The sequence below is a fragment of the Caulobacter sp. GW821-FHT09B11 genome, from assembly GCF_059418205.1.
In genome coordinates, this window is the sequence record NZ_JBWKPK010000031.1 from 49,696 (window position 1) to 69,927 (window position 20,232).

Consider the following 20,232-nt stretch of genomic DNA (forward strand, 5'->3'; position numbering starts at 1 on the left):
TTGCGACCCTTAACGCGGAGGTATCGGGCCTACCGCGCGGGACCGAACCTCGCCACCAAGTCATAAGCCTCGCCGGGGAACAGCTGGCGCACGCGGGTGACGGGCTCGCCGGCCCGCCAGGTGCGGCGTTCGACGGCCAGCAGGGCGGTCCCGACATCCAGCGCCAGCAGTTCGGCGATGGCGGCTTCCGCGCCGACGGCGCTGATGCGGCTTTCCGCTTCCGTCCACGGCACGTGGTGCAGCAGCCAGGCGCCGGGCGGCTCGGCGGCGAAGTCGGCGGCGGCGGCCTCGGGCACGGCGGCCAGGCTGATCAGCCGGTCCTCCAGGGCGAAGGGCCGGCCGCCGGCCACGTGCAGACCGCGCAGCACGATCAGGTCGCCCTCGCCCGCCAGCTCGGCCTCGTCGCCGTCGTCGGGATCGGCGGGGCGACGCTCGGCGGCCAGCAGCACGAAGGCGTAGGTCTCGCCGCGGGCGGTGATCTCGGCCTGGATGTCGGGGATGTCGAGGACCGTGGAGTGCACCTTGGGCCGGGCCACGAACGAGCCTGCCCGGCGGCGACGCACGATCAGGCCCGCATCGGCCAGGGCCGACATCGCCTTGTTCACGGTCATCCGCGAGCAGCCGTACTGGGCCATCAGCTCGGTCTCGGAGGGCGCGCGGTGGCCCGGCGCCCAGACGCCCGAGCGGATCAGGCCCTCGATCTCGTCGCGGATGCGCTGGTGGAGAGGAACAGCCGTCAAGACAGCAGGTCCTTCAGGACCTGGCGATAGCGCTCGGCGATAGCGTCGCGATGACGGTGGCGACCGCCGGAAACCACGGGCCGCCCGGCGCGCCAGACGCTGTCGATCGCGCCGTGGCGGCCGGCGAAGACCAGGCTGTCGATAAGCGCGTCGCCGCTCCGCCCGACGATGGCCGTATGCTCGCGGTCGAGGGTGACGAAGTCGGCCGGCGCGCCGCGGCGCAGGCCCGGCCGGCCTCCGCCCAAGGCCTGGCTGCCGCCGGCCACGGCCGCGCGCCACAGCTCCCCGCCCGTCGAACGCTTGGGACCGCCGGCCAGCACGTTGCGGGCCCGGCGCGTCAGGCGCTGGGAATATTCCAGCACCCGCAGTTCCTCGGCGGCATCGATCAGCACATTGCTGTCCGAGCCGATCCCGAAGGCCCCGCCGGCGGCCTGGTAGTCGTGGGCCGGGAAGACGCCGTCGCCCAGATTGGCTTCGGTGATCGGGCAAAGGCCGGCGACCGCGCCGCTCTTGGCCAGGCGTTCGGTCTCCATGGCGTTCATGTGGGTGGCGTGGACTAGGCACCACGACTTGCCGACGTCGGCGTGGTTCATCAGCCAGCGCACCGGGCGCTGGCCCGTGGCGGCCAGGCAGTCGTCGACCTCCTTGGTCTGCTCGGCGATGTGGATGTGGATCGGACCGCCGGCCGCCAGCGGCGTGATGGCCGTCAGCTCCTCAGGCGTCACGGCGCGCAGGCTGTGCGGGGCGATCCCGACCACCGCCTCGGGCAGGCCGGCGACGGCGGCGCGGCTGGCCTCCAGCAGGCGGGCGTAGCCGTCGACGTCGGTGACGAAGCGCTTCTGCCCCTCGCCCGGCGCCGCGCCGCCGAAGCCGGCATGGGCGTAGAACACCGGCAGCAGGGTCAGGCCGATGCCGGTCTCCTCGGCGGCGGCGGCGATCCGCGCGCCCATCTCGGCCGGGTTGTCGAAGGCCGCCCCGTCCTTGTCGTGGTGCAGGTAGTGAAACTCGCCGACGCGGGTGAAGCCGCTTTCCAGCATCTCGACCTGGCCCATGGCGGCGATCGCCTGCAGGGCGTCCGGATCCAGCCGCTCGACGAAGCGGTACATCAGCTCGCGCCAGGTCCAGAAGCTGTCGCTCCCCTCGCCGCGCGCCTCGGTCAGGCCGGCCATGGCCCGCTGGAAGGCGTGGCTGTGCAGGTTGGGCATGCCCGGCAGGGCCGCGCCCAGGCGGGGCTCGTTTCCGGCGACGACATCGGTGTCGATCCGGGCGATGCGGCCGTCCGACAGGGTCAGGCGAACGCCTTTCGCCCAGCCGTCGGCCAGCAGGGCGCTCTCGCACCAGACGACGACGTCTTTCGGAGCCTCGGGCGCCACCTGCGGAGCGACCTCGACGGAGCTCTCCTCTGGCAGCTGGGGGGACGCCGGTTCGGGGGCTTCAAGATTCTCGGCGTCGCTCACTGGACAATCCTCGTCGCTCGCGAATATGTCTATACATATTGAACCGGGCCGCAAGGGTCGCGGGAACGACTCAAAGCGGCTCGGAGGCGTTGGCGATGCGGTGCGATCGGGTTTGGATCAAGGCCCGCCTTGCGACCCTCGCCGAAGCCGCGCCCGGCCTGGGCGTCGTCGAGGACGGCGTCATCGCCGCCAAGGACGGTCGCATCGTCTATGCCGGCCCTGCCTCCGACGCCCCTGCCTTCGAGACGGCCGAGGCCATCGACTGCGAAGGCCGCTGGATCACGCCCGGCCTGATCGACCCCCACACCCACCTGATCTTCGGCGGCGACCGCGCCCACGAGTTCGAGCTGCGGCTGGCCGGCGCGTCGTACGAGGAGATCGCCCGGGCCGGCGGCGGCATCGTCTCGACCATGAAGGCCACCCGCGAGGCGACCGAGGACCAGCTGGTCGCCGCCGCCCTGCCCCGCCTAGACGCCCTGATCGCCGAGGGCCTGACGACCATCGAGGTCAAGTCCGGCTATGGCCTCTCCCTCGAACACGAGCTGAAGAGCCTGCGCGCCGCTCGCGCCCTGGCCAAGGCGCGGCCCGTGTCGGTGAAGACCACCTTCCTCGGCGCCCACGCCCTGCCGCCGGAGTTCAAGGGCGACGCCGACGGCTATATCGACCTCGTCTGCCGCGAGATGATCCCCGCCGTCGCCGCGGAACGCCTGGCCGATGCGGTGGACGGTTTCTGCGAGGGCATCGGCTTTTCCCCCGCCCAGATCCGCCGGGTGTTCGAGACCGCCCGCGCCCACGGCCTGCCCGTGAAGCTGCACGCCGAGCAGCTGTCGAACCTCAACGGCGCGGCGCTCGCCGCTGAGTTCGGGGCGCTGTCGGCCGATCACCTGGAGCATCTGGACGAGGCCGGGATCGCGGCCATGGCCAAGGCCGGCACGGCGGCCGTGCTGCTGCCCGGCGCCTACTACTTCGTGCGCGAGACGAAGCTGCCGCCGATCGAGGCCCTGCGCGCGGCCGGCGTGCCTTTGGCGCTCGCGACCGACTGCAACCCCGGCACCTCGCCTCTGACCAGCCTGCTGCTGACGATGAACATGGCCGCCACCCTCTTCCGCCTGACGGTGGACGAGTGCCTGGCCGGCACCACCCGCGAGGCGGCTCGCGCCCTCGGGGTCCTTTCCGATCGAGGCACGCTGGAGGCCGGCAAGGCCTGCGACCTCGCCATCTGGGACGTCGAGCGTCCCGCCGAACTTGTCTACCGCATGGGCTTCAACCCGCTCCATGCGCGCGTCTGGAGTGGTGTTTCGTGACCGAAGTCGTCGTCCTGAATCCCGGCGAGGTCTCCCTCGCCCAGTGGAAGTCCGTCTATCGCGGCGCGTCGGCCCGCCTGGCGGACCATGCCTGGCCGGTGATCGAGGCCAGCGCGGCGGCGGTGACCCGCATCCTGGCCAAGGGCGAGCCGGTCTACGGCATCAATACGGGCTTCGGGAAACTGGCCAGCGTGCGCATCGGCGACGAAGATCTGGCCACGCTCCAACGCAACATCGTGCTGTCCCACGCCGCCGGTACGGGCGAGCCTTCGCCGGTTGCGGTGATCCGCCTGATGATGGCCCTGAAGCTGGCCAGCCTGGCCCAAGGCGCCTCGGGCGTGCGGGTCGAGACCGTCAAGCTGTTGGAGGCCATGCTGGCCCTGGGCCTGACGCCGGTGGTGCCGAGCCAGGGCTCGGTCGGCGCCTCGGGGGACCTGGCGCCGCTGTCGCACATGGCCGCGACCATGATCGGGGTCGGCGAGATCGACGTCGGCGGCGTGCGCAGGCCGGCCGCCGAGGCCCTGGCCCGCGCCGGCCTGTCGCCCGTCGAGCTTGGCCCCAAGGAGGGCCTGGCCCTGCTGAACGGCACCCAGTTCTCGAACGCCAACGCCCTGGCCGGCCTGTTCGAGGCCGAGGTGCTGTTCCAGTCGGCCCTGGTCACCGGCGCGCTGTCGACCGAGGCCGCCAAAGGGTCGGACACGCCGTTCGACCCACGCATCCACGCCCTGCGTCGCCACGCCGGCCAGATCGAGACCGCCGCCGCCCTGCGCAGCCTGATGGCCGCTTCCGACATCCGCGCCTCGCACCTCAAGGAGGACGAGCGCGTGCAGGACCCCTACTGCCTGCGCTGCCAGCCGCAGGTGATGGGCGCAGCGCTGGACGTGCTGCGCCAGGCGGCGACCACCCTGGCCACCGAGGCCAACGGCGTCTCCGACAACCCGCTGATTTTCCCGGAAGCCGACGAGGCCCTGTCGGGCGGCAACTTCCACGCCGAGCCCGTGGCCTTCGCCGCCGACATGATCGCCCTGGCCGTCTGCGAGATCGGCTCGATCGCCGAGCGCCGCATCGCCATGCTGGTGGACCCCGCCCTGTCGGGCCTGCCGGCCTTCCTGACGCCCAAGCCGGGCCTCAACTCCGGCTTCATGATTCCGCAGGTCACGGCCGCGGCCCTGGTGTCGGAGAACAAGCAGAAGGCCTATCCGGCCAGCGTCGACTCCATCCCGACCTCGGCCAACCAGGAAGACCACGTGTCGATGGCCGCCCACGGGGCGCGCCGCCTGCTGTCGATGGTCGAGAACGCGACGGCGGTGATCGGCATTGAACTGCTGGCCGCCGCGCAAGGCTGTGACTTCCATGCGCCCCTGACCTCCAGCGCCGTCCTCGAGGCCGTGCGCAAGGCGGTGCGGGCGCGGGTGCCGCACCTTTCCGACGACCGCCACTTCCATCCCGACATGGAAGCGGCCAACACTCTGGTGCGGACCGGCGCGGTCATCGTCGCGGCGGCCGGCGTTCCCTTGCCCGGAGCGACCTGATGAGCAGCGACTGGCTGGAAGTCTGGCGGGGCGACGCGCCCCTGATCGTCAGCATTCCCCACTCGGGGTCCTTCATCCCCGAGGACATCGAGAAACGGCTGACCTCGCCCTGGCTGGCCCGCAAGGACGCCGACTGGTGGATCGAGCGGCTCTACAACTTCGCCGACGACCTGGGCGCCACGACGGTGCGGACGGCGGTGTCGCGCACGGTGATCGACGTCAATCGCGACCCGTCGGGAGCCTCGCTCTATCCGGGCATGGCGACCACAGCCCTCTGTCCCACGGACACCTTCGACGGCGAGCGGCTCTATGCCGAGGGCCAGGAGCCGGACGAGGCCGAGATCGCCGCCCGCCGCGAGCGCTGGTTCATCCCCTATCACGCGGCGCTGCGGGCCGAGATCGACCGACTGCTGGCCCTGCATGGCAAGGTCGTCTTGTACGACGCCCACTCGATCCGCTCGCGGGCGCCGCGGCTGTTCCCGGGTGAGCTGCCGGTGTTCAACATCGGCACGAATTCCGGCCAGAGCTGCGATCCGGCCCTGGCCGCGGCGGTCGAGGCCGCCTGCGAGACCTCGGGCCTGCCGATGGTCACCAACGGCCGCTTCAAGGGCGGCTGGATCACCCGCCACTACGGCAAGCCCGAGCGCGGCATCCACGCCGTGCAGATGGAGCTGGCCTGCCGCGGCTACATGGACGATCCCTCGCCCCGCATCACCCCGCAGTCCTGGCCCTCGCCCTACCGCCCGCCGAAGGCCGCGCCGATGCGCAGCGTGCTGACCGACGTGCTGAAGGCCTGCATCGAATTCGCCACCCCCGCTCCTCCCCCGTGAAACGGGGGAGGGGGACCGCGAAGCGGTGGAGGGGGCGACCGCCGCACTCCTTCACTCGCCCCCTCCGTCACGGCGCGTATCCGCGCCGCGCCACCTCCCCCGCTTCGCGAGGGAGGAGCATGCCCGCCCTGCCCTCCTCTCAGACGAGTCCCGCATGACCCGCCTCGACAACACCCGCGTCATCCGCCCCGCCACCGGAACCGAGCTCACCGCCAAGTCCTGGCTGACCGAAGCCCCGCTGCGGATGCTGATGAACAACCTGCATCCCGACGTCGCCGAGCGGCCCGAGGAGCTGGTGGTCTATGGCGGCATCGGCCGCGCCGCGCGCGACTGGGAAAGCTACGACAAGATCGTCGAGACCCTGCGCCGGCTGGAGGACGACCAGACGCTGCTCGTCCAGTCCGGCAAGCCGGTCGGCGTGTTCCGCACCCATGCCGACGCGCCGCGCGTGCTGATCGCCAACTCCAACCTGGTGCCGCGCTGGGCGACCTGGGAGCACTTCAACGAGCTAGATAGGAAGGGCCTGGCCATGTACGGCCAGATGACCGCCGGCTCGTGGATCTATATCGGCGCCCAGGGCATCGTGCAGGGCACCTACGAGACCTTCGTCGAGATGGGCCGCCAGCATTATGCGGGCGATCTTTCCGGCAAGTGGCTGCTGACCGCGGGCCTGGGCGGCATGGGCGGCGCCCAGCCCCTGGCCTCGGTGTTCGCCGGAGCCTCGTGCCTGGCCATCGAATGCCAGCCCTCGCGCATCGAGATGCGGCTGCGCACCGGCTATCTCGACAGGTCGACCGACAGCCTCGACGAGGCCCTGGCCTGGATCGAAGAAGCCTGCGCCGCCAAGACCCCGATCTCGGTCGGCCTGCTGGGCAACGCCGCCGAGTTGCTGCCGGAGATGTTCAAGCGCGGGATCCGCCCCGACCTGCTGACCGACCAGACCAGCGCCCACGATCCGATCAACGGCTACCTGCCGGCCGGCTGGACCCTGGACCAGTGGGCCGACGCCAAGGCCCGCGACCCCGCCTCGGTGAACAAGGCCGCCCGCGCCTCGATGGCTGTGCATGTGCAGGCCATGCTCGACTTCCAGGCCGCCGGCGTGCCGACCGTCGACTACGGCAACAACATCCGCCAGATGGCCCTGGAGGAAGGCGTCAAGAACGCCTTCGACTTCCCCGGCTTCGTGCCGGCCTATATCCGCCCGCTGTTCTGCCGGGGGATCGGCCCGTTCCGCTGGGCCGCGCTGTCGGGCGATCCGGAGGACATCGCCAGAACCGACGCCAAGGTGAAGGAGCTGATCCCCGACAATCCGCACCTGCACAACTGGCTCGACATGGCCGGCCGGCGGATCAAGTTCCAGGGCCTGCCGGCGCGCATCTGCTGGGTGGGGCTGGGCGATCGCCACCGCCTGGGCCTGGCCTTCAACGAGATGGTCGCCAGCGGCGAACTCAAAGCGCCCGTCGTCATCGGCCGCGATCACCTGGACTCGGGCTCGGTCGCCTCGCCCAACCGCGAGACGGAAGCCATGAAGGACGGCTCGGACGCGGTGTCGGACTGGCCGCTGCTGAACGCCCTGCTCAACACCGCCTCGGGCGCCACCTGGGTGTCGCTGCACCACGGCGGCGGGGTCGGCATGGGCTTCTCGCAGCATTCGGGCATGGTCATCGTCTGCGACGGCACCGAGGCCGCGGCCAAGCGCATCGAGCGGGTGCTGTGGAACGACCCGGCCACCGGCGTCATGCGCCATGCCGATGCGGGCTACGAGATCGCCCAGGACTGCGCGCGGGAACACGGGCTGGACCTGCCGGGGATCCTGTAACTCGCCCCCTCGCCCCGGAGCCCACCCAAGCTCGTCATCCCGGAAAGCCCGCAGGGCTTATCCGGGACCCAGGGGCCGCCGCATCGCGTCGGCCAAAGCATGGGCGGTGAACCCAAACGCGGCGCCCAGTCCCCTAGGTCCCGGCTCTGCGCTGCGCTCCGGCCGGGATGACGACATCTGTTGTGATGGAAGGTCAGAACATGCGCCTCCTCCCCGCCGCCGACCGTACGCCCGCCCCCTGGAAGAACGGCGGCGGGACGACGTGGGAGATCGCCGCCCAGCCGCCGGGCGCGAGGATGGACGCCTTCGACTGGCGGCTGAGCATCGCCGAGGTCGCAGCCCCGGGGCCGTTCTCGGCGTTTCCCGGCGTCGATCGGGTGCTGACGGTGATCGCCGGCGCGGGCCTGAGGCTGAAGGTCGAGGGCCTGGACGAGGTCGTGCTCGACGACGCCTCGCCGCCCCTGGCCTTCCCCGGCGACGCACCCGCCGCAGCGACGCTGTACGCCGGGCCGATCCGCGATCTCAACCTGATGGTCAGGCGCGGGGCCTGGCGCGGCGGCGTGCGGCGGATCGACGGCGCGGCGACGATCACCGCCCAGGCGCGGGTCACGGTGCTGGTCGCCCAAGGCCCCGCCAGCGTCAACGGCCAGGCCCTGGCGGCCGAGGACGCGGTTCTCGTCGAAGGCGATGCAACCTTGACCATGGAAGGGCGTTTGCTGCTGATCGGGATCGATCCGGCCTGACCTTCCCATGTCTTTGCGAGGGTTCGGCCGCTTGGGTCCGGTTGCGGAGCCCTGAATGACCGACAGCCTCTATGTGACCTTCCGCGCCGGCGCGCTGGAAGCGGCCCTGCCGCAGGCGGCGGTCGCCGAGATCCTGCCCGTGCCGGAGCTGGCGCCCGCGCCCGGCGCCCCGCGCGCGCTGGCCGGCTTCGTCAATCTGGGCGGCGAGGCCGTGGCGGCCCTGGCGCTGGACCGCCTGCTGGACGCCGAAGGCGGAGCACCGGCCAACGCCCTCTATCGACACCTGATCCGCCTGCGTCCCCTGGCGGGCGCGCCGGCCGTGACCCTGCTGGTCGACCGTGTCACCGACGCCGCCGCCGTGGCCGACGGCGTCCAGCCAGTCGAGGAGGCCGACAGCCTGGGCGGCTGCGTGGCGCAGACGGCCCTGATCGACGGCTGGCTGACGCCTGTGTTGTCGCCCGAAAATCTGTTGCTGGCCGAAGAAAAGGCGCGGCTGGACGAGTTCGCCCGCCGGGCCCAGGAGCGCCTGGCGCAGTGGGAAAGCGCGCCCGCGTGAAACCGGCCCGGGCGGCCGGGCGGCCTCAAGCTTTGCGCGCCCAGGCTCAGCGCCCCTTGGCGCTGGCCGCCGACGAGCCGTTCCAGCGCCTGAAGCGGGCGGTGATCTCCCGCACCGGCCACCACTATTACGCCGACAAGGACGAGGTGCTGTGGGACCGCGTGCAGCGACGCCTGCTGGCGACCCGCGACCGCGACGTCGCCGCCTATCTCGCGCGCCTGGCCGGCGACGACGGCGAGCAGGAATGGGCCGCGCTCGAGACCGAGATCACCATCGGCGAGACCTTCTTCTTCCGCTACGCCGAGCAGTTCACGGCCCTGCGCGACACGATCCTGCCCGACATCCTGGAGCGCAAGGCGGGCAGCAAGCGTATCCGCATCTGGAGCGCCGGCTGCGCCACCGGGGCCGAGCCCTATTCGATCGCCATCCTGCTGTCGCAGATGCTGGGCGATCGCCTTGCCGACTGGCGGATCTCGATCCTGGGCGGCGACATCAACGCCGCCTTCCTGGAGACCGCGCGCAAGGGCCAGTTCGGCCGCTGGGCGCTGCGGGCCGTCAGCGACGCCGATCGCGACCAGTGGTTCACCGAAACGGCCCGCAACACCTGGACCCTGAAGAGCGCCTATCGCGGCCTCGTCAGGTTCGAGCGCCAGAACCTGCTCGACCTGCTGGGTCCCGCCCCGCCGCTGGAGCTGACCGAGTTCGACCTGATCCTGTGCCGCAACGTGCTGATCTACTTCCATCACGAGGTGGTCGAGCAGCTGGTGGGCGCGCTGGGGAGCCGGCTGGCGGCCGACGGCTGGCTGCTGCTGGGCCACGCCGAGCCCAATCCGGCCTTCGGCAAGCTCCTCGACGTCACCCAGCTGCCGGGCACGGTGGCCTATCGTCCGGCCGATCCCGACCGGCCGGCGACACCCGGCCCCAGCTTCGAGGTCTTCGCCGCGCCCGAGCCGGCGCCGGCCGAGGCCCCGGTCGTGCGCCTGCGGCCCGCGCCGATCCCGACGCCCGTCCCCTCGCCCGCTCCCCTCCACATCCCGTCGACCGTAGACCTGGTGGAGAACGTGCGGCGGCTGGCCGACGCCGGCGACTATCTCGGGGCCGAGACCGCCTGCCGCGCCGCCCTGGACCTCTCGCCCGACGATCCGGCCCTGCACCTGCTCGACGGCCTGATCCTGCGGGCGCTGAACCGGCCCGGCCCGGCAGAAGCCGCGTTCAAGCGCGCGCTCTATCTCGATCGCGGCTTCGCCCTGGCCCACTATCACCTGGGCCTGCTGCTGCTCGACCGTGAACGGACCAAGGCCGCCGCCCGCTCGCTGAACACCGCCGCCCAGATCGCGGGAACCGTTCCGGCGGAGACGCGTTTGGCCCACGGCGCAGGTCTGACCGCCGATCAGCTGCGCAAGAGCGTCCGTCTGCTGTTGCAGACGCTCGTGGGGGTTTGAAGAACGACATGAAGCGTACCGACGCCGAAGCCGGCGACGGATCGGGGGGACTGTTGGACGACGCGCGGGCCCGGGCGATCCTGGCGGCGCGCACCCGTCGGCTGGCCGAGCGCAGGACGGTGCCGGAGCCGGAAATCCCCCTCGAAGACGTGCTGCTGTGCCAGGCCGGCCCGGCGCTGCTGGCCCTGCCGCTGGCGGCGGCCGAGCGCGTGACGCCGTTCGAGCCGCGCCGCCTGACCCCGACCACCGGCCGCCCCGCCCTGCTGGGCCTGGCCAGCGTCGATGGCCGCCTGCGCCGGGTGCTCGACCTTTCCCGCCTGACCGGCGCCGCCCCGGCAGCGCCCGACGCGTCCGGCCTGCTGATCGCCCTGCGCGGAGCCGGCGACCTCGCCCTGCGCGTCGAGGCCACGCCCGGCGCGGCCAAGATCGCCCGCGAGCCGGCCGGCGACGCCTTCGAGGGCGGCGTGCGCGCCATCGTCGCCGAGGGCCCCGCCGGCCTGATCGGTCGCACCGTCACCCTTCTCGATCTTGGCGACCTGCTCGCCGACCACCTTTCCGCCGCCTTGGGGGCAAGAGCCTAGTGACCATCGCCAACCGCATCATCCTCGGCTTCGCGGCCATCACCGTCCTGCTGCTGGGCATCGGCCTGTTCGGGCTGTTCCAGATCAGCGTGGTCAAGGACACCACCGAGACCATCGTCACCCGCGACATGGCCGTGGTCCGCCAGATCGCCCAGATCCGCACCACCGCCAACGAGATGCGCGCGGCCAGCGACGCGGTGATCACCAGCTACCTGTCGCGCTCGGCGGGCGGCGTGGGCCAGAACGAGGAAGATCCCGTCACCCGCTGGCGCCAGCGCGGCGTCGACATGGACGCGGCCCTGGAGAAGGCGGCGTCGTCGGCCAGCGACTATCGCCAGAGCGCCCTGTCGGCCGAGCGCGCCGACGCCTGGCGCCGCATCGAGGACTATCTGAACCAGACCGCCGCCTCGTCGCGCCAGGGCCGCACCGACACCGAGAACCTGTTCAGCGCCATCCGTCGCGGCGACGCGACCGGCGTGGCCCAGGCCCAGACCGCCCTCGTCCAGCGCCGCGGCGAATTCGGGCGCGGCATCCAGGGCGCCGAGGACGTGCTGGACGACGCCATCCTGTCGGGCCAGCGCCGCATCAACGACGTCTACAAGGTCAGCCAGGTGTCGATCATCGTCGCCCTGATCTTGGCGGCCCTGATCTCCGGCGCGATCACCTGGGCCATCCGCGGCTCGATCGTCGGCCCCTTGAGCGCCTTCATGGGCTTCGTCGGCAAGGTGGGCGAAGGCGACCTGACCGGCCGCGCCGCCGCGACCAGCGCCGACGAGATCGGCAAGCTGGGCGGCACGCTGAACACCATGGTCGACGGCCTGGCCGTGCTGGCCCGCCAGAGCCGCGAGGCCACCGAGAACCTCAACGCCGCCACCGCCGAGATCCGCGCCTCGACCCAGGAGCAGGCCGCCAGCGTCGAGGAGCAGCTGGCCGCCGTGCAGGAGACCGCCGCCACGGTCGACGAGATCACCCACTCCGGCGCCCAGATCGGCAAGCGCGCCCAGGAGGTGATCGCCTCGGCCCAGGCGACCGCCCAGACCAGCAACGAGGGCCTGCGCGCCGTCGACGAGACCGCCAAGGCCATGGACGCCATCCGCGAGCAGGCCGAGGCCGTGGCCGAGAACATCGTCGCCCTGTCGGAGAAGACCCAGGCGATCGGCGACATCATCGCCACCGTCAACGACATCTCCGAGCGCTCGCACCTGCTGGCCCTCAACGCCGCCATCGAAGCCGCCTCGGCCGGCGAGAACGGCCGCAGCTTCGCGGTCGTGGCCTCGGAGATGAAGATGCTGGCCGACCAGGCCAAGGAGGCCACCACCCAGGTGCGCTCGATCCTCGGCGACATCCAGCGCGGCATCAACGCCTCGGTCATGCTGACCGAGGAGGCCGTCAAGCGCGTCAGCGCCGGCAAGGAGCGCACCGACACCACCCAGCGCACAATCACCGAGATCACCGGCCGAGTGCAGGAAAGCGTCCAGACCTTCCAGCAGATCGTCGCCTCGACCAACCAGCAGCAGCTGGGCATCGAGCAGGTGATGGGCGCGCTGCAGAACATCCGCCAGGCCAGCCAGCAGACCGCCGCCGGCACCCGCCAGCTGGACGAGGCCGCCGCCAACCTGTCGGACCTGTCGCGCCAGCTGCTGTCCCTGTCCGAGCGCTACCGGACCTGATCGCGACGTGCCCGATATCCGTCGACAGCTCCTGGCGGCGTTCGATCTCGAACACCGCGAGCACCTCCAGGCGATCCGCCAGGCCCTGCGCGGCGAGGCGGAGGCCGACCCGCGCGAGATCTTCCGCCGGGCCCACAGCCTGAAGGGCGCGGCGCGAGCGGTCGACCTGCCCGCCGTCGAGGAACAGGCCCACGCCCTGGAAAGCCTGTGCGCCGAACTGATGGACGGCGACCGCACGCTCGACCCGGCCACCGTGGCGACGCTGGAAGGCCTGCTCGACGCGGTGGAGGACGCCGCCGCCACGGCCTACGCCCCGCCCGCGCCAAAGCCGGTGACCACCGCGCCCGCCCAGGCCGGCGACGAGGCCGTGGAGCTGGTGCGGATCGACATCGAGGCGGTGTCGGACCTGTCGCGCGCCATGCAGACCCTTTCGAGCGACGTGCTCGACCAGGGCGCCATCGACGAGGACCTGCGCCGCCTGGCCGCCGACGCCCGCAAGCTGGAACGCCGCTGGCGCGACGCGCGCGGCGGCGCGGCCGTCCGGACGCGCGAGGTCGAGCAGGGCCTGCGGGACCTGTCCCGGGCGCTGGGAGAACTTTCGGTGCGTCGCGTGCGGGCCGGCTGGGCGCTGGACCAGGGCCTGGCCGACCTGCGCGGCCGGGTCGAGCAGATCGCCCAGGCCCCGGCCGAGGCCGTGTTCGGCGGCTTCGCCACCATGGTCCGCGACATCGCCCGCGAGGCCGACGTGGCGGTGGACGTGCGGGTCAGCGGCCTCGACGCCCGCGCCGACCGCAAGGTGCTGCAGGCCCTGAAGGACCCGGTGATGCACCTGCTGCGCAACGCCGTCAGCCACGGACGCGAAGGCGCCCAGGCGCGGACGGCGGCCGGCAAGCCCGAGCGGCTGACCGTGGCCCTGACCGTCTCGGCCGCCAGCGGCCGGCTGCGGATCGAGATCGCCGACGACGGCCCCGGCCCCGACCTCGCCAAGCTGGAGACCGCGGCCATCGACAAGGGCCTGCTGCCGGCCCGCGGGGCCGACGCCCCGGCCCCGACGCCCGAGGAACTGCTGGCCCTGGCCTTCGCGCCCGGCGTCTCGACCGCGCAGGGGATCGACCGCCTGGCCGGACGCGGCATGGGCCTGTCCGTCGTGGCCGAGGCCGTGCGCAAGCTGCGCGGCGACCTGCGCCTGACCGCCGGCCGCCCCTGGGGCGCGCGGGTCGTGCTGTCGGCCCCGCTGTCGGCGGCCCGCCAGTCGCTGCTGTTCGTCGAGTCCCAGGGTCGCCAGGCCGCCCTGCCCTCGCTGGGCGTGCGCCGACTGTTGCGCCTGGACGCCACCACGCTGGAAACGGTGGAAGGACACCCAGCCGCCCGGATCGCCATCGACGGCGACGACGTTATCGTACCGATGGTTCCGCTTTCCGCTCTGCTCACCGGCGTCGCCGCCGAAGTTCCCGTCCATGCCGGCGCCGTGTCGGCCGTGCTGCTGAGCCACGGCCGCCGCCATCTGGCCCTGGCCGTGGACGCCCTGTGCGACGTGCGCTCGGCCCTGGTCGAGGACCTGGACGCCGCCGACCTGGATCCCGAACTGCTGGTCGGCGCCGTGCAGCTGGACGACCAGGCCCCTGCCCTGGCGCTCGACCCCGACGCCCTGGTGCGCCGCTGGCTGCGCGACCAGCGCCACCTTGCGGCCGGCGGCCTGGGCTTCGCCGAGACGCCCGACGACGCGGCCGAGACGGCCCGCACCATCCTGGTCGTCGACGACTCCATCACCACCCGGACGCTGGAGAAGAGCATCCTCGAAGCCCAGGGCTATCGCGTGCTGCTGGCCGTCGACGGCCTGGACGCGCTGAACCTGCTGCGCTCGGGCCAGGCGATGGTCGATCTGGTGGTGGCCGACATCGAGATGCCGCGCATGGACGGCTTCTCGCTGTTGCAGGCGGTGAAGGCCGACGCTGCCCTGGCCGCCACGCCGGTGATCCTGATGACCTCGCGCGCCGACGCCGCCGACGTGCGCCGGGGGCTCGACCTCGGCGCCGAGGCCTACATCACCAAGCAGAAGTTCGACCAGCGCGAGCTGCTGGCCACCATCGGGCAACTGCTGTGAAGGCGCCCGGCAAGCCCGTGCGGGTGATGATCGTCGAGGACTCCACGGTGGTGCGGGCCTTGCTGACCCACATCGTCGAGCGCGACCCGCGCCTGACCGTCGCCGCCGCCGTCGCCTCGGCCGAGGAGGCGCTGGCCAGCATCGCCCAGGTGAAGCCCGACGTGATCTCGATGGACATCCGCCTGCCCGGCATCGACGGGCTGGAGGCCACGGCGCGGATCATGTCGGACCACCCGACCCCGATCGTCGTCATCGCCGACGCGGTCGAAGACGCCTCGCTGAAGATCTCGATGAACGCGCTCAGGGCCGGCGCCCTGACGGTGGTGGAAAAGCCCGTGGGCCTGGCCACCGAAGGCTACGAGCAGTTGGCCGACACCATCTGCACCCAGCTCTACATCATGAGCAGCGTGCCGGTGATCCGTCGCCGGGCGATCGGCGGGGCCGCCCGCGCCCCGCGCGAGACCGCGCCGCCCGCCACGTCCGCCGACTTCCAGGACCTGGGCTATCTGGCCCTGGCCGCCTCGACCGGCGGGCCGCCGGCCCTGGCCCGGGTGCTGGACGCCCTGCCCGCCGACTTCCCCGCCCCGATCCTGGTCGTCCAGCACATGGGCGCGGCCTTCATGGAGGGCTTCGCCAGCTGGCTGGACGGCCTGTCGCCGATCCGCGTGTCGGTGGCCAGGGACGGCGAGCTGGCCCTGCCCGGTCGCGCCTATGTCGCCCCCGGCGACCGCCACCTGACCCTGACGGCGGGCGGCGTGCTGCGGCTGTCGGACGCCGCGCCGGTCAACGGCCAGCGGCCGTCGGCGACGGTGCTGTTTCAATCCCTGGCGCGGTCGGTGGGCTCGCGCACCGTGGCGGCCCTGCTGACCGGCATGGGCGAGGACGGGGCCAAGGGCCTGTCGGACCTGCGCGCCGCCGGCGGCTTCACCATCGCCGAGCACGAGAGCAGCGCCGTGGTCTACGGCATGCCCGCCGCGGCCGTGAAGCTGGGCGCGGCGCGGGCGGTGCTGAGCCTCGACCTGATCGGCCCGCGCATCGCCCAGCTGGCCCGCCGGAGGGAAGACGCATGACCGCCTCGGTCCTGGTCGTCGAGGATTCCGAGACCCAGGCCCTGCGCCTGCGCGGCCTGCTGGAGGCCGAGGGCTTCTCCGTCGCCTGCGCGGCCAGCGGCGAAGCGGCGCTGGAGCACCTGAACGTCGAGCTGCCCGACCTGATCGTCGCCGACTTCCACCTGCCGGGCATGGACGGCCGCGAGCTGTCGCGGCAGATCCGTCTCAACGGTCGCACCCGCGCCCTGCCGGTGCTGATGCTGACCGGGGCCCGCGAGAGCGACCTGGAGCGCCTGGGTCTGGAGAGCGGCGCCGACGCCTATGTCGCCAAGTCGGCCGATCCCAAGGTGGTGATCGTACGGCTGAAGGCCCTGCTGCGCCGCGCCCGCGCCGAGGGGGCCGCGCCCAAGACCTCCGAGCCGTTCCGCCGCGCCCGGGTGCTGGTCGCCCATCCCAGCGCCACGCTGCGCCTGCGCCTGGGCCACCTGCTGGAGCACGACGGCTACGAGGTGGCGACGCTGGAGCGGCTGGATCCCGACGCCGCCGCCCTGGACGGCGAGCTCGACGGGGTGGTGGTCGGCGTGCGCGGCGGCGACCGCGACGACCTGGCCCTGCTGGCCGCCCTCGACGCCCGCCGCATGCGCCTGGACGCGCCGTTCCAGCTGCTGGCCTTCGGCGGCGAGGAGAGCGATCGCGACTTGTTGACCGACGCGCTGGAGGCCGGCGCCGACGACGTCGTGCCCGCCTCGGCCAGCGACGAGGTGGTGCGCGCCCGGGTCCGCGCCCAGCTGCGCCGCAAGCTGATGGCCGACGACGCCCGGCGCAGCGCCGGCCAGGCCCGCGCCCAGGAACTGGCTCTGGCCCGCGCCGAAGCCCGCGCCGCCGTCGCCGACGACCTGGCCCAGGCCAACCGCCAGCTGCAGGACGCGCAGGGCCAGCTGGTGCAGGCCGCCAAGATGGCTTCGCTGGGCGAGCTGGTCGCCGGCATCGCCCACGAGATCAACAACCCCCTGGCCTTCCTGCTGGGCCACCAGGACACGGTCGAGCGGCTGATCGCCGAGGCCGCGCAGCAGAGCCCCTCCCCCGGGCTCGACAAGGCCAGGGCCCGCCTGGCCTCGATGCGGGTGGGCATGAAGCGCATCCAGGACCTGGTTCTGAACCTGCGCAAGTTCTCGCGCCTGGACGAGGGCGACCGCCACGTGCTGGACGCCGCCGACTCCATCGAGACCGTGCTGGCCCTGCTGGCCCACAAGCTGGGCGACGGCATCGAGGTGCGCCGCGACTACGCCGCCCGCAACAGCCTGGAGGGCTCGCCCGCCCTGCTGAACCAGGTGGTGATGAACATCGTCGGCAACGCGGCCGATGCGCTGGAAGGGTCCACCGGGGGCCGGGGCGTCATCGCCGTCTCCACCCGCGACCAGGACGGCGACTTCATCATCACGGTCGAGGATTCCGGTCCCGGGGTGCCCGCCGAACTTCGCGACCGCATCTTCGAGCCGTTCTTCACCACCAAGCCCGTCGGCGCCGGCACGGGTCTGGGCCTGGCCATCGCCTACAACGTGGTGCGCGCCCACGGCGGTTCGATCGCCATCGATCAGGGCGCGCTCGGCGGCGCCCGCTTCACCATCATCATCCCGCCACCTGGCCCGCCGCCGCCCGCGGCCGAAGGAGAAGTCCGATGACCGCCCCCAGCGGCGAGCGCGCGACGATCCTGATCGTCGACGACGAGCCCGACATCCTAGTCGCCCTGGAAGACCTGCTGGAGGATCGCTACCGCGTCCTGACCAGCAACGTCCCGCGCGAGGCGCTGGACATCCTGGCGCGCGAACCGTCGATCGCCCTGATCCTGTCGGACCAGCGCATGCCCGGCATGACCGGCGACCAGTTCCTGGCCGCGGCCCGCACCGCCAGCGACGCCGACTCCATCCTGCTGACCGGCTATGCCGATCTTTCGGCCGTGGTCGCGGCCCTGAACCTGGGCGGCGTCAGCGGCTACATCGCCAAGCCGTGGGAGCCCGAGGCCCTGCGCGCCGCCGTCGCCGCCGGGGTCGAGCGGACGCGCCTGCGCCGCGCCCTGCGCACCGAGCAGGCCCTGCTGCGCGGCCTGATGGACAGCCTGCCGGCCCTCGTCGCCTTCAAGGACGCCCAGGGCCGGGTGGTGCGCACCAACGCCGCCGACGACCACGTCATTCCCGACGCCCCCGAGACGGCGCAGGCCCTGGCCTCCGGCCAGCCGGTGCAGGTGGTCGAGGAAGAGGCCACCCTGGCCGGCCCGGCCTGGACCGAGCGCCAGTACGTGCCGCTGCGCGACGCGGCCGGCCACCTACTGGTCATTGAGCGCGACGTCACCGACCAGAAGATGGCCGAGATCCGCCTGCGCCAGGCCGACAAGCTGCAGGCGCTCGGCACCCTGGCCGGCGGCGTGGCCCACGACTTCAACAACCTGCTGACCGCCATACTGGGCAGCCTGGAGCTGGCCGGCCGCCGCCTGCCCGACTCCGAGAAGGTGCGGCGCTATCTCGACAACGCCTCGCTGGCGGCGCGCAAGGGCGCGGCCCTGACCCATCGCCTGCTGGGCTTCAGCCGCCAGCAGGAAAGCCAGCCCCATGTCGTCGACGTGGCCCACACCCTGATGGGCATGGACGCCATACTGGTGCGCACCCTGGGCGGCTCGGCCCGGATCGCCTGGGAGCTGCCCGAGGATCTCTGGAGCGCCTACGTCGAGCCCGACCAGCTGGAGCTGGCGGTGCTGAACCTGTCGGTCAACGCCCGCGACGCCATGCCCGACGGCGGGGTGATCACCATCAGCGCCCGCAACCTGGCCATGGCCGGCGAGACCTCGCGCCACGACCTGCCCGACGGCGACTACGTGCTGGTGACGGTGCGCGACACCGGCCAGGGCATTTCGCCAGAGCTGATGGCGCGGATCTTCGAGCCGTTCTTCACCACCAAGCCGGTGGGCAAGGGCACGGGCCTGGGCCTGTCGATGGTCTACGGCTTCGCCCAGCGCTCGGGCGGGGCCATCGACATCGAGAGCCAGCCCGGCGAGGGCACTGCGGTGAACCTCTACCTGCCGCGCGGCCAGGGCGACTGCCGGCCGGGTCCGGACAAGACGCTGGACGACCTCATCCCTCTCCAGCCGACCCGGCGGGTGCTGGTGGTCGACGACGATCCCACCGTGCGCGCCGTGACGGTGGCCATGGTCCGCGACCTAGGCCACCGGGTGATCGAGGCGGAGGACGGCGACCAGGCCCTGGCCCGGCTGCGCGAGCATCGCCCCGACCTGATGATCGCCGACTTCGCCATGCCCGGCATGACCGGCCTGGAACTGGCCAAAGCGGCCAAGGACCTGATCCCCGAGATCCGGGTCATCCTGGTCACCGGCCACGCCGACGTCACGCCCGAGCGGACCGACCTGTCGATGGTGCGCAAACCCTTTGACAACAGGGAACTGGCCGACCGCATTCACTCAGTCCTGACCGGCGCGTGAAATACATTCGAACAATGTTCGATTGAATTTCCGCCACCAAGCTTGAGCACACATGAGCATTGACGCGTCGACCTGACGCAGGAGTTGCGCCTTTTCATCGCCTTATCTGGATGGTTAACGACGCCCAACGCACAGACGGGCGAAACGATCCATAGGATGGCGAGATGCACTTTTCGGCGATGAAGAACCTCCCTCCCCAGGCGCGCGTGGCCCTGGGTCTGGCCGTGCTCTTCGCGCCGATGGCGGGTCTGGCGATGGAAAGCCCGCACGTGGATCGCAACGCCCGCCCGGCGGTGCAGAAGCTGCTCGACCAGATGCAAGAGGCCCCGCCCAAGCCCGTCCGCATGGAGACGGTCTGGAAGGGCGCCGACGTCGACGGCGACGGCGCGCCCGACTTCGCCAATCCGACCGGCGCGGCCCCGCGCCAGCACGACGACTTCGGCGACGGCGCCTTCGGAGCCCGCCGCGACGGCGGCTCGCGCCGGCACGAGGGGGTGGACTACACCGCCCAGGCCGGCCAGCCCGCCAAGGCCCCGATCTCCGGCTACGTCACCAAGATCGGCTACGCCTACGCGGACTCGACCGACCTGCGCTTCGTCGAGATCACCAATCCGGCGCTGGGCTACGTGGCGCGGGCCTTCTACGTCGATCCCGACGTCGCGGTGGGCCAGACCATTCGCCTCGGCCAGACCATCGGCCACGTGGCCAGCCTGCAGAAGCACTATCCAGGCATCACCAACCACGTGCACCTGGAAGTGATGAAGCCCGGCGGGCGCCGCATCAACGCGGCGGCGCTGATCCAGCCGAAGCTGGTGGCGGCGGCGTAACCCCCTCCGGCCCTCCGGGCCACCTCCCCCAGAGGGGGAGGATCTAGAAGCGCCGCACCAAGAAGATGCTCCCCCTCTGGGGGAGCTG

The 20,232-nt window shown here is 72.1% G+C and carries 16 protein-coding genes and 1 pseudogene; 15 read left to right on the forward strand and 2 right to left on the reverse strand.

Going from position 1 to position 20,232, the window contains the following annotated elements:
- Positions 1-29: 29 nt before the first annotated feature.
- A complete protein-coding gene (hutC, locus tag AC07N1_RS20370) occupies positions 30-740 on the reverse strand; it encodes a histidine utilization transcriptional repressor HutC (protein WP_494673444.1) in 711 nt (236 codons plus the stop codon).
- Positions 737-2,113, reverse strand: coding sequence for a formimidoylglutamate deiminase (locus AC07N1_RS20375; RefSeq protein ID WP_494673463.1), 1,377 nt, complete (start codon positions 2,111-2,113; stop codon positions 737-739). The genes hutC and AC07N1_RS20375 overlap by 4 nt, the downstream gene beginning before the upstream one ends.
- Before the next feature lie 179 nt (positions 2,114-2,292).
- On the opposite strand from AC07N1_RS20375, the gene hutI reads away from it, so the two are divergent.
- From hutI to AC07N1_RS20450, 15 genes and pseudogenes are all read left to right on the forward strand, one after another.
- Entirely contained in the window at positions 2,293-3,501 is a 1,209-nt protein-coding gene (hutI, locus tag AC07N1_RS20380) for an imidazolonepropionase (protein ID WP_494673445.1), read from the forward strand.
- Entirely contained in the window at positions 3,498-5,033 is a 1,536-nt protein-coding gene (gene hutH, locus AC07N1_RS20385; protein WP_494673446.1) for a histidine ammonia-lyase, read from the forward strand. The genes hutI and hutH overlap by 4 nt, the downstream gene beginning before the upstream one ends.
- Positions 5,033-5,863, forward strand: a complete 831-nt coding sequence (gene hutG, locus AC07N1_RS20390; protein ID WP_494673447.1) for an N-formylglutamate deformylase — start codon at positions 5,033-5,035, stop codon at positions 5,861-5,863. The genes hutH and hutG overlap by 1 nt, the downstream gene beginning before the upstream one ends.
- A 25-nt stretch (positions 5,864-5,888) precedes the next feature.
- Positions 5,889-5,979: pseudogene (locus AC07N1_RS20395) on the forward strand (hypothetical protein); the annotation flags it as partial.
- Between the two features lie 38 nt (positions 5,980-6,017).
- Positions 6,018-7,682: a urocanate hydratase gene (hutU, locus tag AC07N1_RS20400; RefSeq protein WP_494673448.1), complete on the forward strand. Its 1,665-nt coding sequence runs from the start codon at positions 6,018-6,020 to the stop codon at positions 7,680-7,682.
- A 200-nt stretch (positions 7,683-7,882) separates the two neighbouring features.
- Positions 7,883-8,425: a HutD/Ves family protein gene (locus AC07N1_RS20405; protein ID WP_494673449.1), complete on the forward strand. Its 543-nt coding sequence runs from the start codon at positions 7,883-7,885 to the stop codon at positions 8,423-8,425.
- Between the two features lie 55 nt (positions 8,426-8,480).
- On the forward strand, positions 8,481-8,981 hold the full coding sequence (locus AC07N1_RS20410) for a chemotaxis protein CheW (RefSeq protein ID WP_494673450.1): 501 nt from the start codon (positions 8,481-8,483) through the stop codon (positions 8,979-8,981).
- Complete coding sequence (locus tag AC07N1_RS20415; protein ID WP_494673451.1) at positions 8,978-10,423, forward strand: CheR family methyltransferase; 1,446 nt, start codon at positions 8,978-8,980, stop codon at positions 10,421-10,423. Before AC07N1_RS20410 ends, AC07N1_RS20415 begins: the two co-directional genes overlap by 4 nt.
- Positions 10,424-10,431: 8 nt before the next feature.
- Positions 10,432-11,004: a chemotaxis protein CheW gene (locus AC07N1_RS20420; protein WP_494673452.1), complete on the forward strand. Its 573-nt coding sequence runs from the start codon at positions 10,432-10,434 to the stop codon at positions 11,002-11,004.
- Entirely contained in the window at positions 11,004-12,674 is a 1,671-nt protein-coding gene (locus tag AC07N1_RS20425; protein ID WP_494673453.1) for a methyl-accepting chemotaxis protein, read from the forward strand. The genes AC07N1_RS20420 and AC07N1_RS20425 overlap by 1 nt, the downstream gene beginning before the upstream one ends.
- Positions 12,675-12,681: 7 nt before the next feature.
- Positions 12,682-14,778 carry a hybrid sensor histidine kinase/response regulator gene (locus AC07N1_RS20430; RefSeq protein WP_494673454.1) on the forward strand — a complete coding sequence of 699 codons (2,097 nt, stop codon included), beginning with the start codon at positions 12,682-12,684 and terminating at the stop codon, positions 14,776-14,778.
- Positions 14,775-15,848 carry a chemotaxis-specific protein-glutamate methyltransferase CheB gene (gene cheB / locus AC07N1_RS20435; RefSeq protein WP_494673455.1) on the forward strand — a complete coding sequence of 358 codons (1,074 nt, stop codon included), beginning with the start codon at positions 14,775-14,777 and terminating at the stop codon, positions 15,846-15,848. The genes AC07N1_RS20430 and cheB overlap by 4 nt, the downstream gene beginning before the upstream one ends.
- Positions 15,845-17,509: an ATP-binding protein gene (locus AC07N1_RS20440; RefSeq protein WP_494673456.1), complete on the forward strand. Its 1,665-nt coding sequence runs from the start codon at positions 15,845-15,847 to the stop codon at positions 17,507-17,509. Before cheB ends, AC07N1_RS20440 begins: the two co-directional genes overlap by 4 nt.
- Complete coding sequence (locus tag AC07N1_RS20445) at positions 17,506-19,317, forward strand: response regulator (protein ID WP_494673457.1); 1,812 nt, start codon at positions 17,506-17,508, stop codon at positions 19,315-19,317. The genes AC07N1_RS20440 and AC07N1_RS20445 overlap by 4 nt, the downstream gene beginning before the upstream one ends.
- Before the next feature lie 164 nt (positions 19,318-19,481).
- Complete coding sequence (locus tag AC07N1_RS20450) at positions 19,482-20,144, forward strand: M23 family metallopeptidase (protein WP_494673458.1); 663 nt, start codon at positions 19,482-19,484, stop codon at positions 20,142-20,144.
- Positions 20,145-20,232 lie beyond the last annotated feature (88 nt).

Excerpts from the sequence above, each read along its gene's own strand:
- AC07N1_RS20405 (WP_494673449.1), top strand. The coding sequence starts at position 7,883 with ATGCGCCTCCTCCCCGCCGCCGACCGTACGCCCGCCCCCTGGAAGAAC.
- hutU (WP_494673448.1), top strand. The coding sequence starts at position 6,018 with ATGACCCGCCTCGACAACACCCGCGTCATCCGCCCCGCCACCGGAACC.
- hutI (WP_494673445.1), top strand. The coding sequence starts at position 2,293 with ATGCGGTGCGATCGGGTTTGGATCAAGGCCCGCCTTGCGACCCTCGCC.
- AC07N1_RS20445 (WP_494673457.1), top strand. The coding sequence starts at position 17,506 with ATGACCGCCCCCAGCGGCGAGCGCGCGACGATCCTGATCGTCGACGAC.
- AC07N1_RS20450 (WP_494673458.1), top strand. The coding sequence starts at position 19,482 with ATGCACTTTTCGGCGATGAAGAACCTCCCTCCCCAGGCGCGCGTGGCC.
- AC07N1_RS20420 (WP_494673452.1), top strand. The coding sequence starts at position 10,432 with ATGAAGCGTACCGACGCCGAAGCCGGCGACGGATCGGGGGGACTGTTG.
- hutG (WP_494673447.1), top strand. The coding sequence starts at position 5,033 with ATGAGCAGCGACTGGCTGGAAGTCTGGCGGGGCGACGCGCCCCTGATC.
- AC07N1_RS20440 (WP_494673456.1), top strand. The coding sequence starts at position 15,845 with ATGACCGCCTCGGTCCTGGTCGTCGAGGATTCCGAGACCCAGGCCCTG.
- AC07N1_RS20410 (WP_494673450.1), top strand. The coding sequence starts at position 8,481 with ATGACCGACAGCCTCTATGTGACCTTCCGCGCCGGCGCGCTGGAAGCG.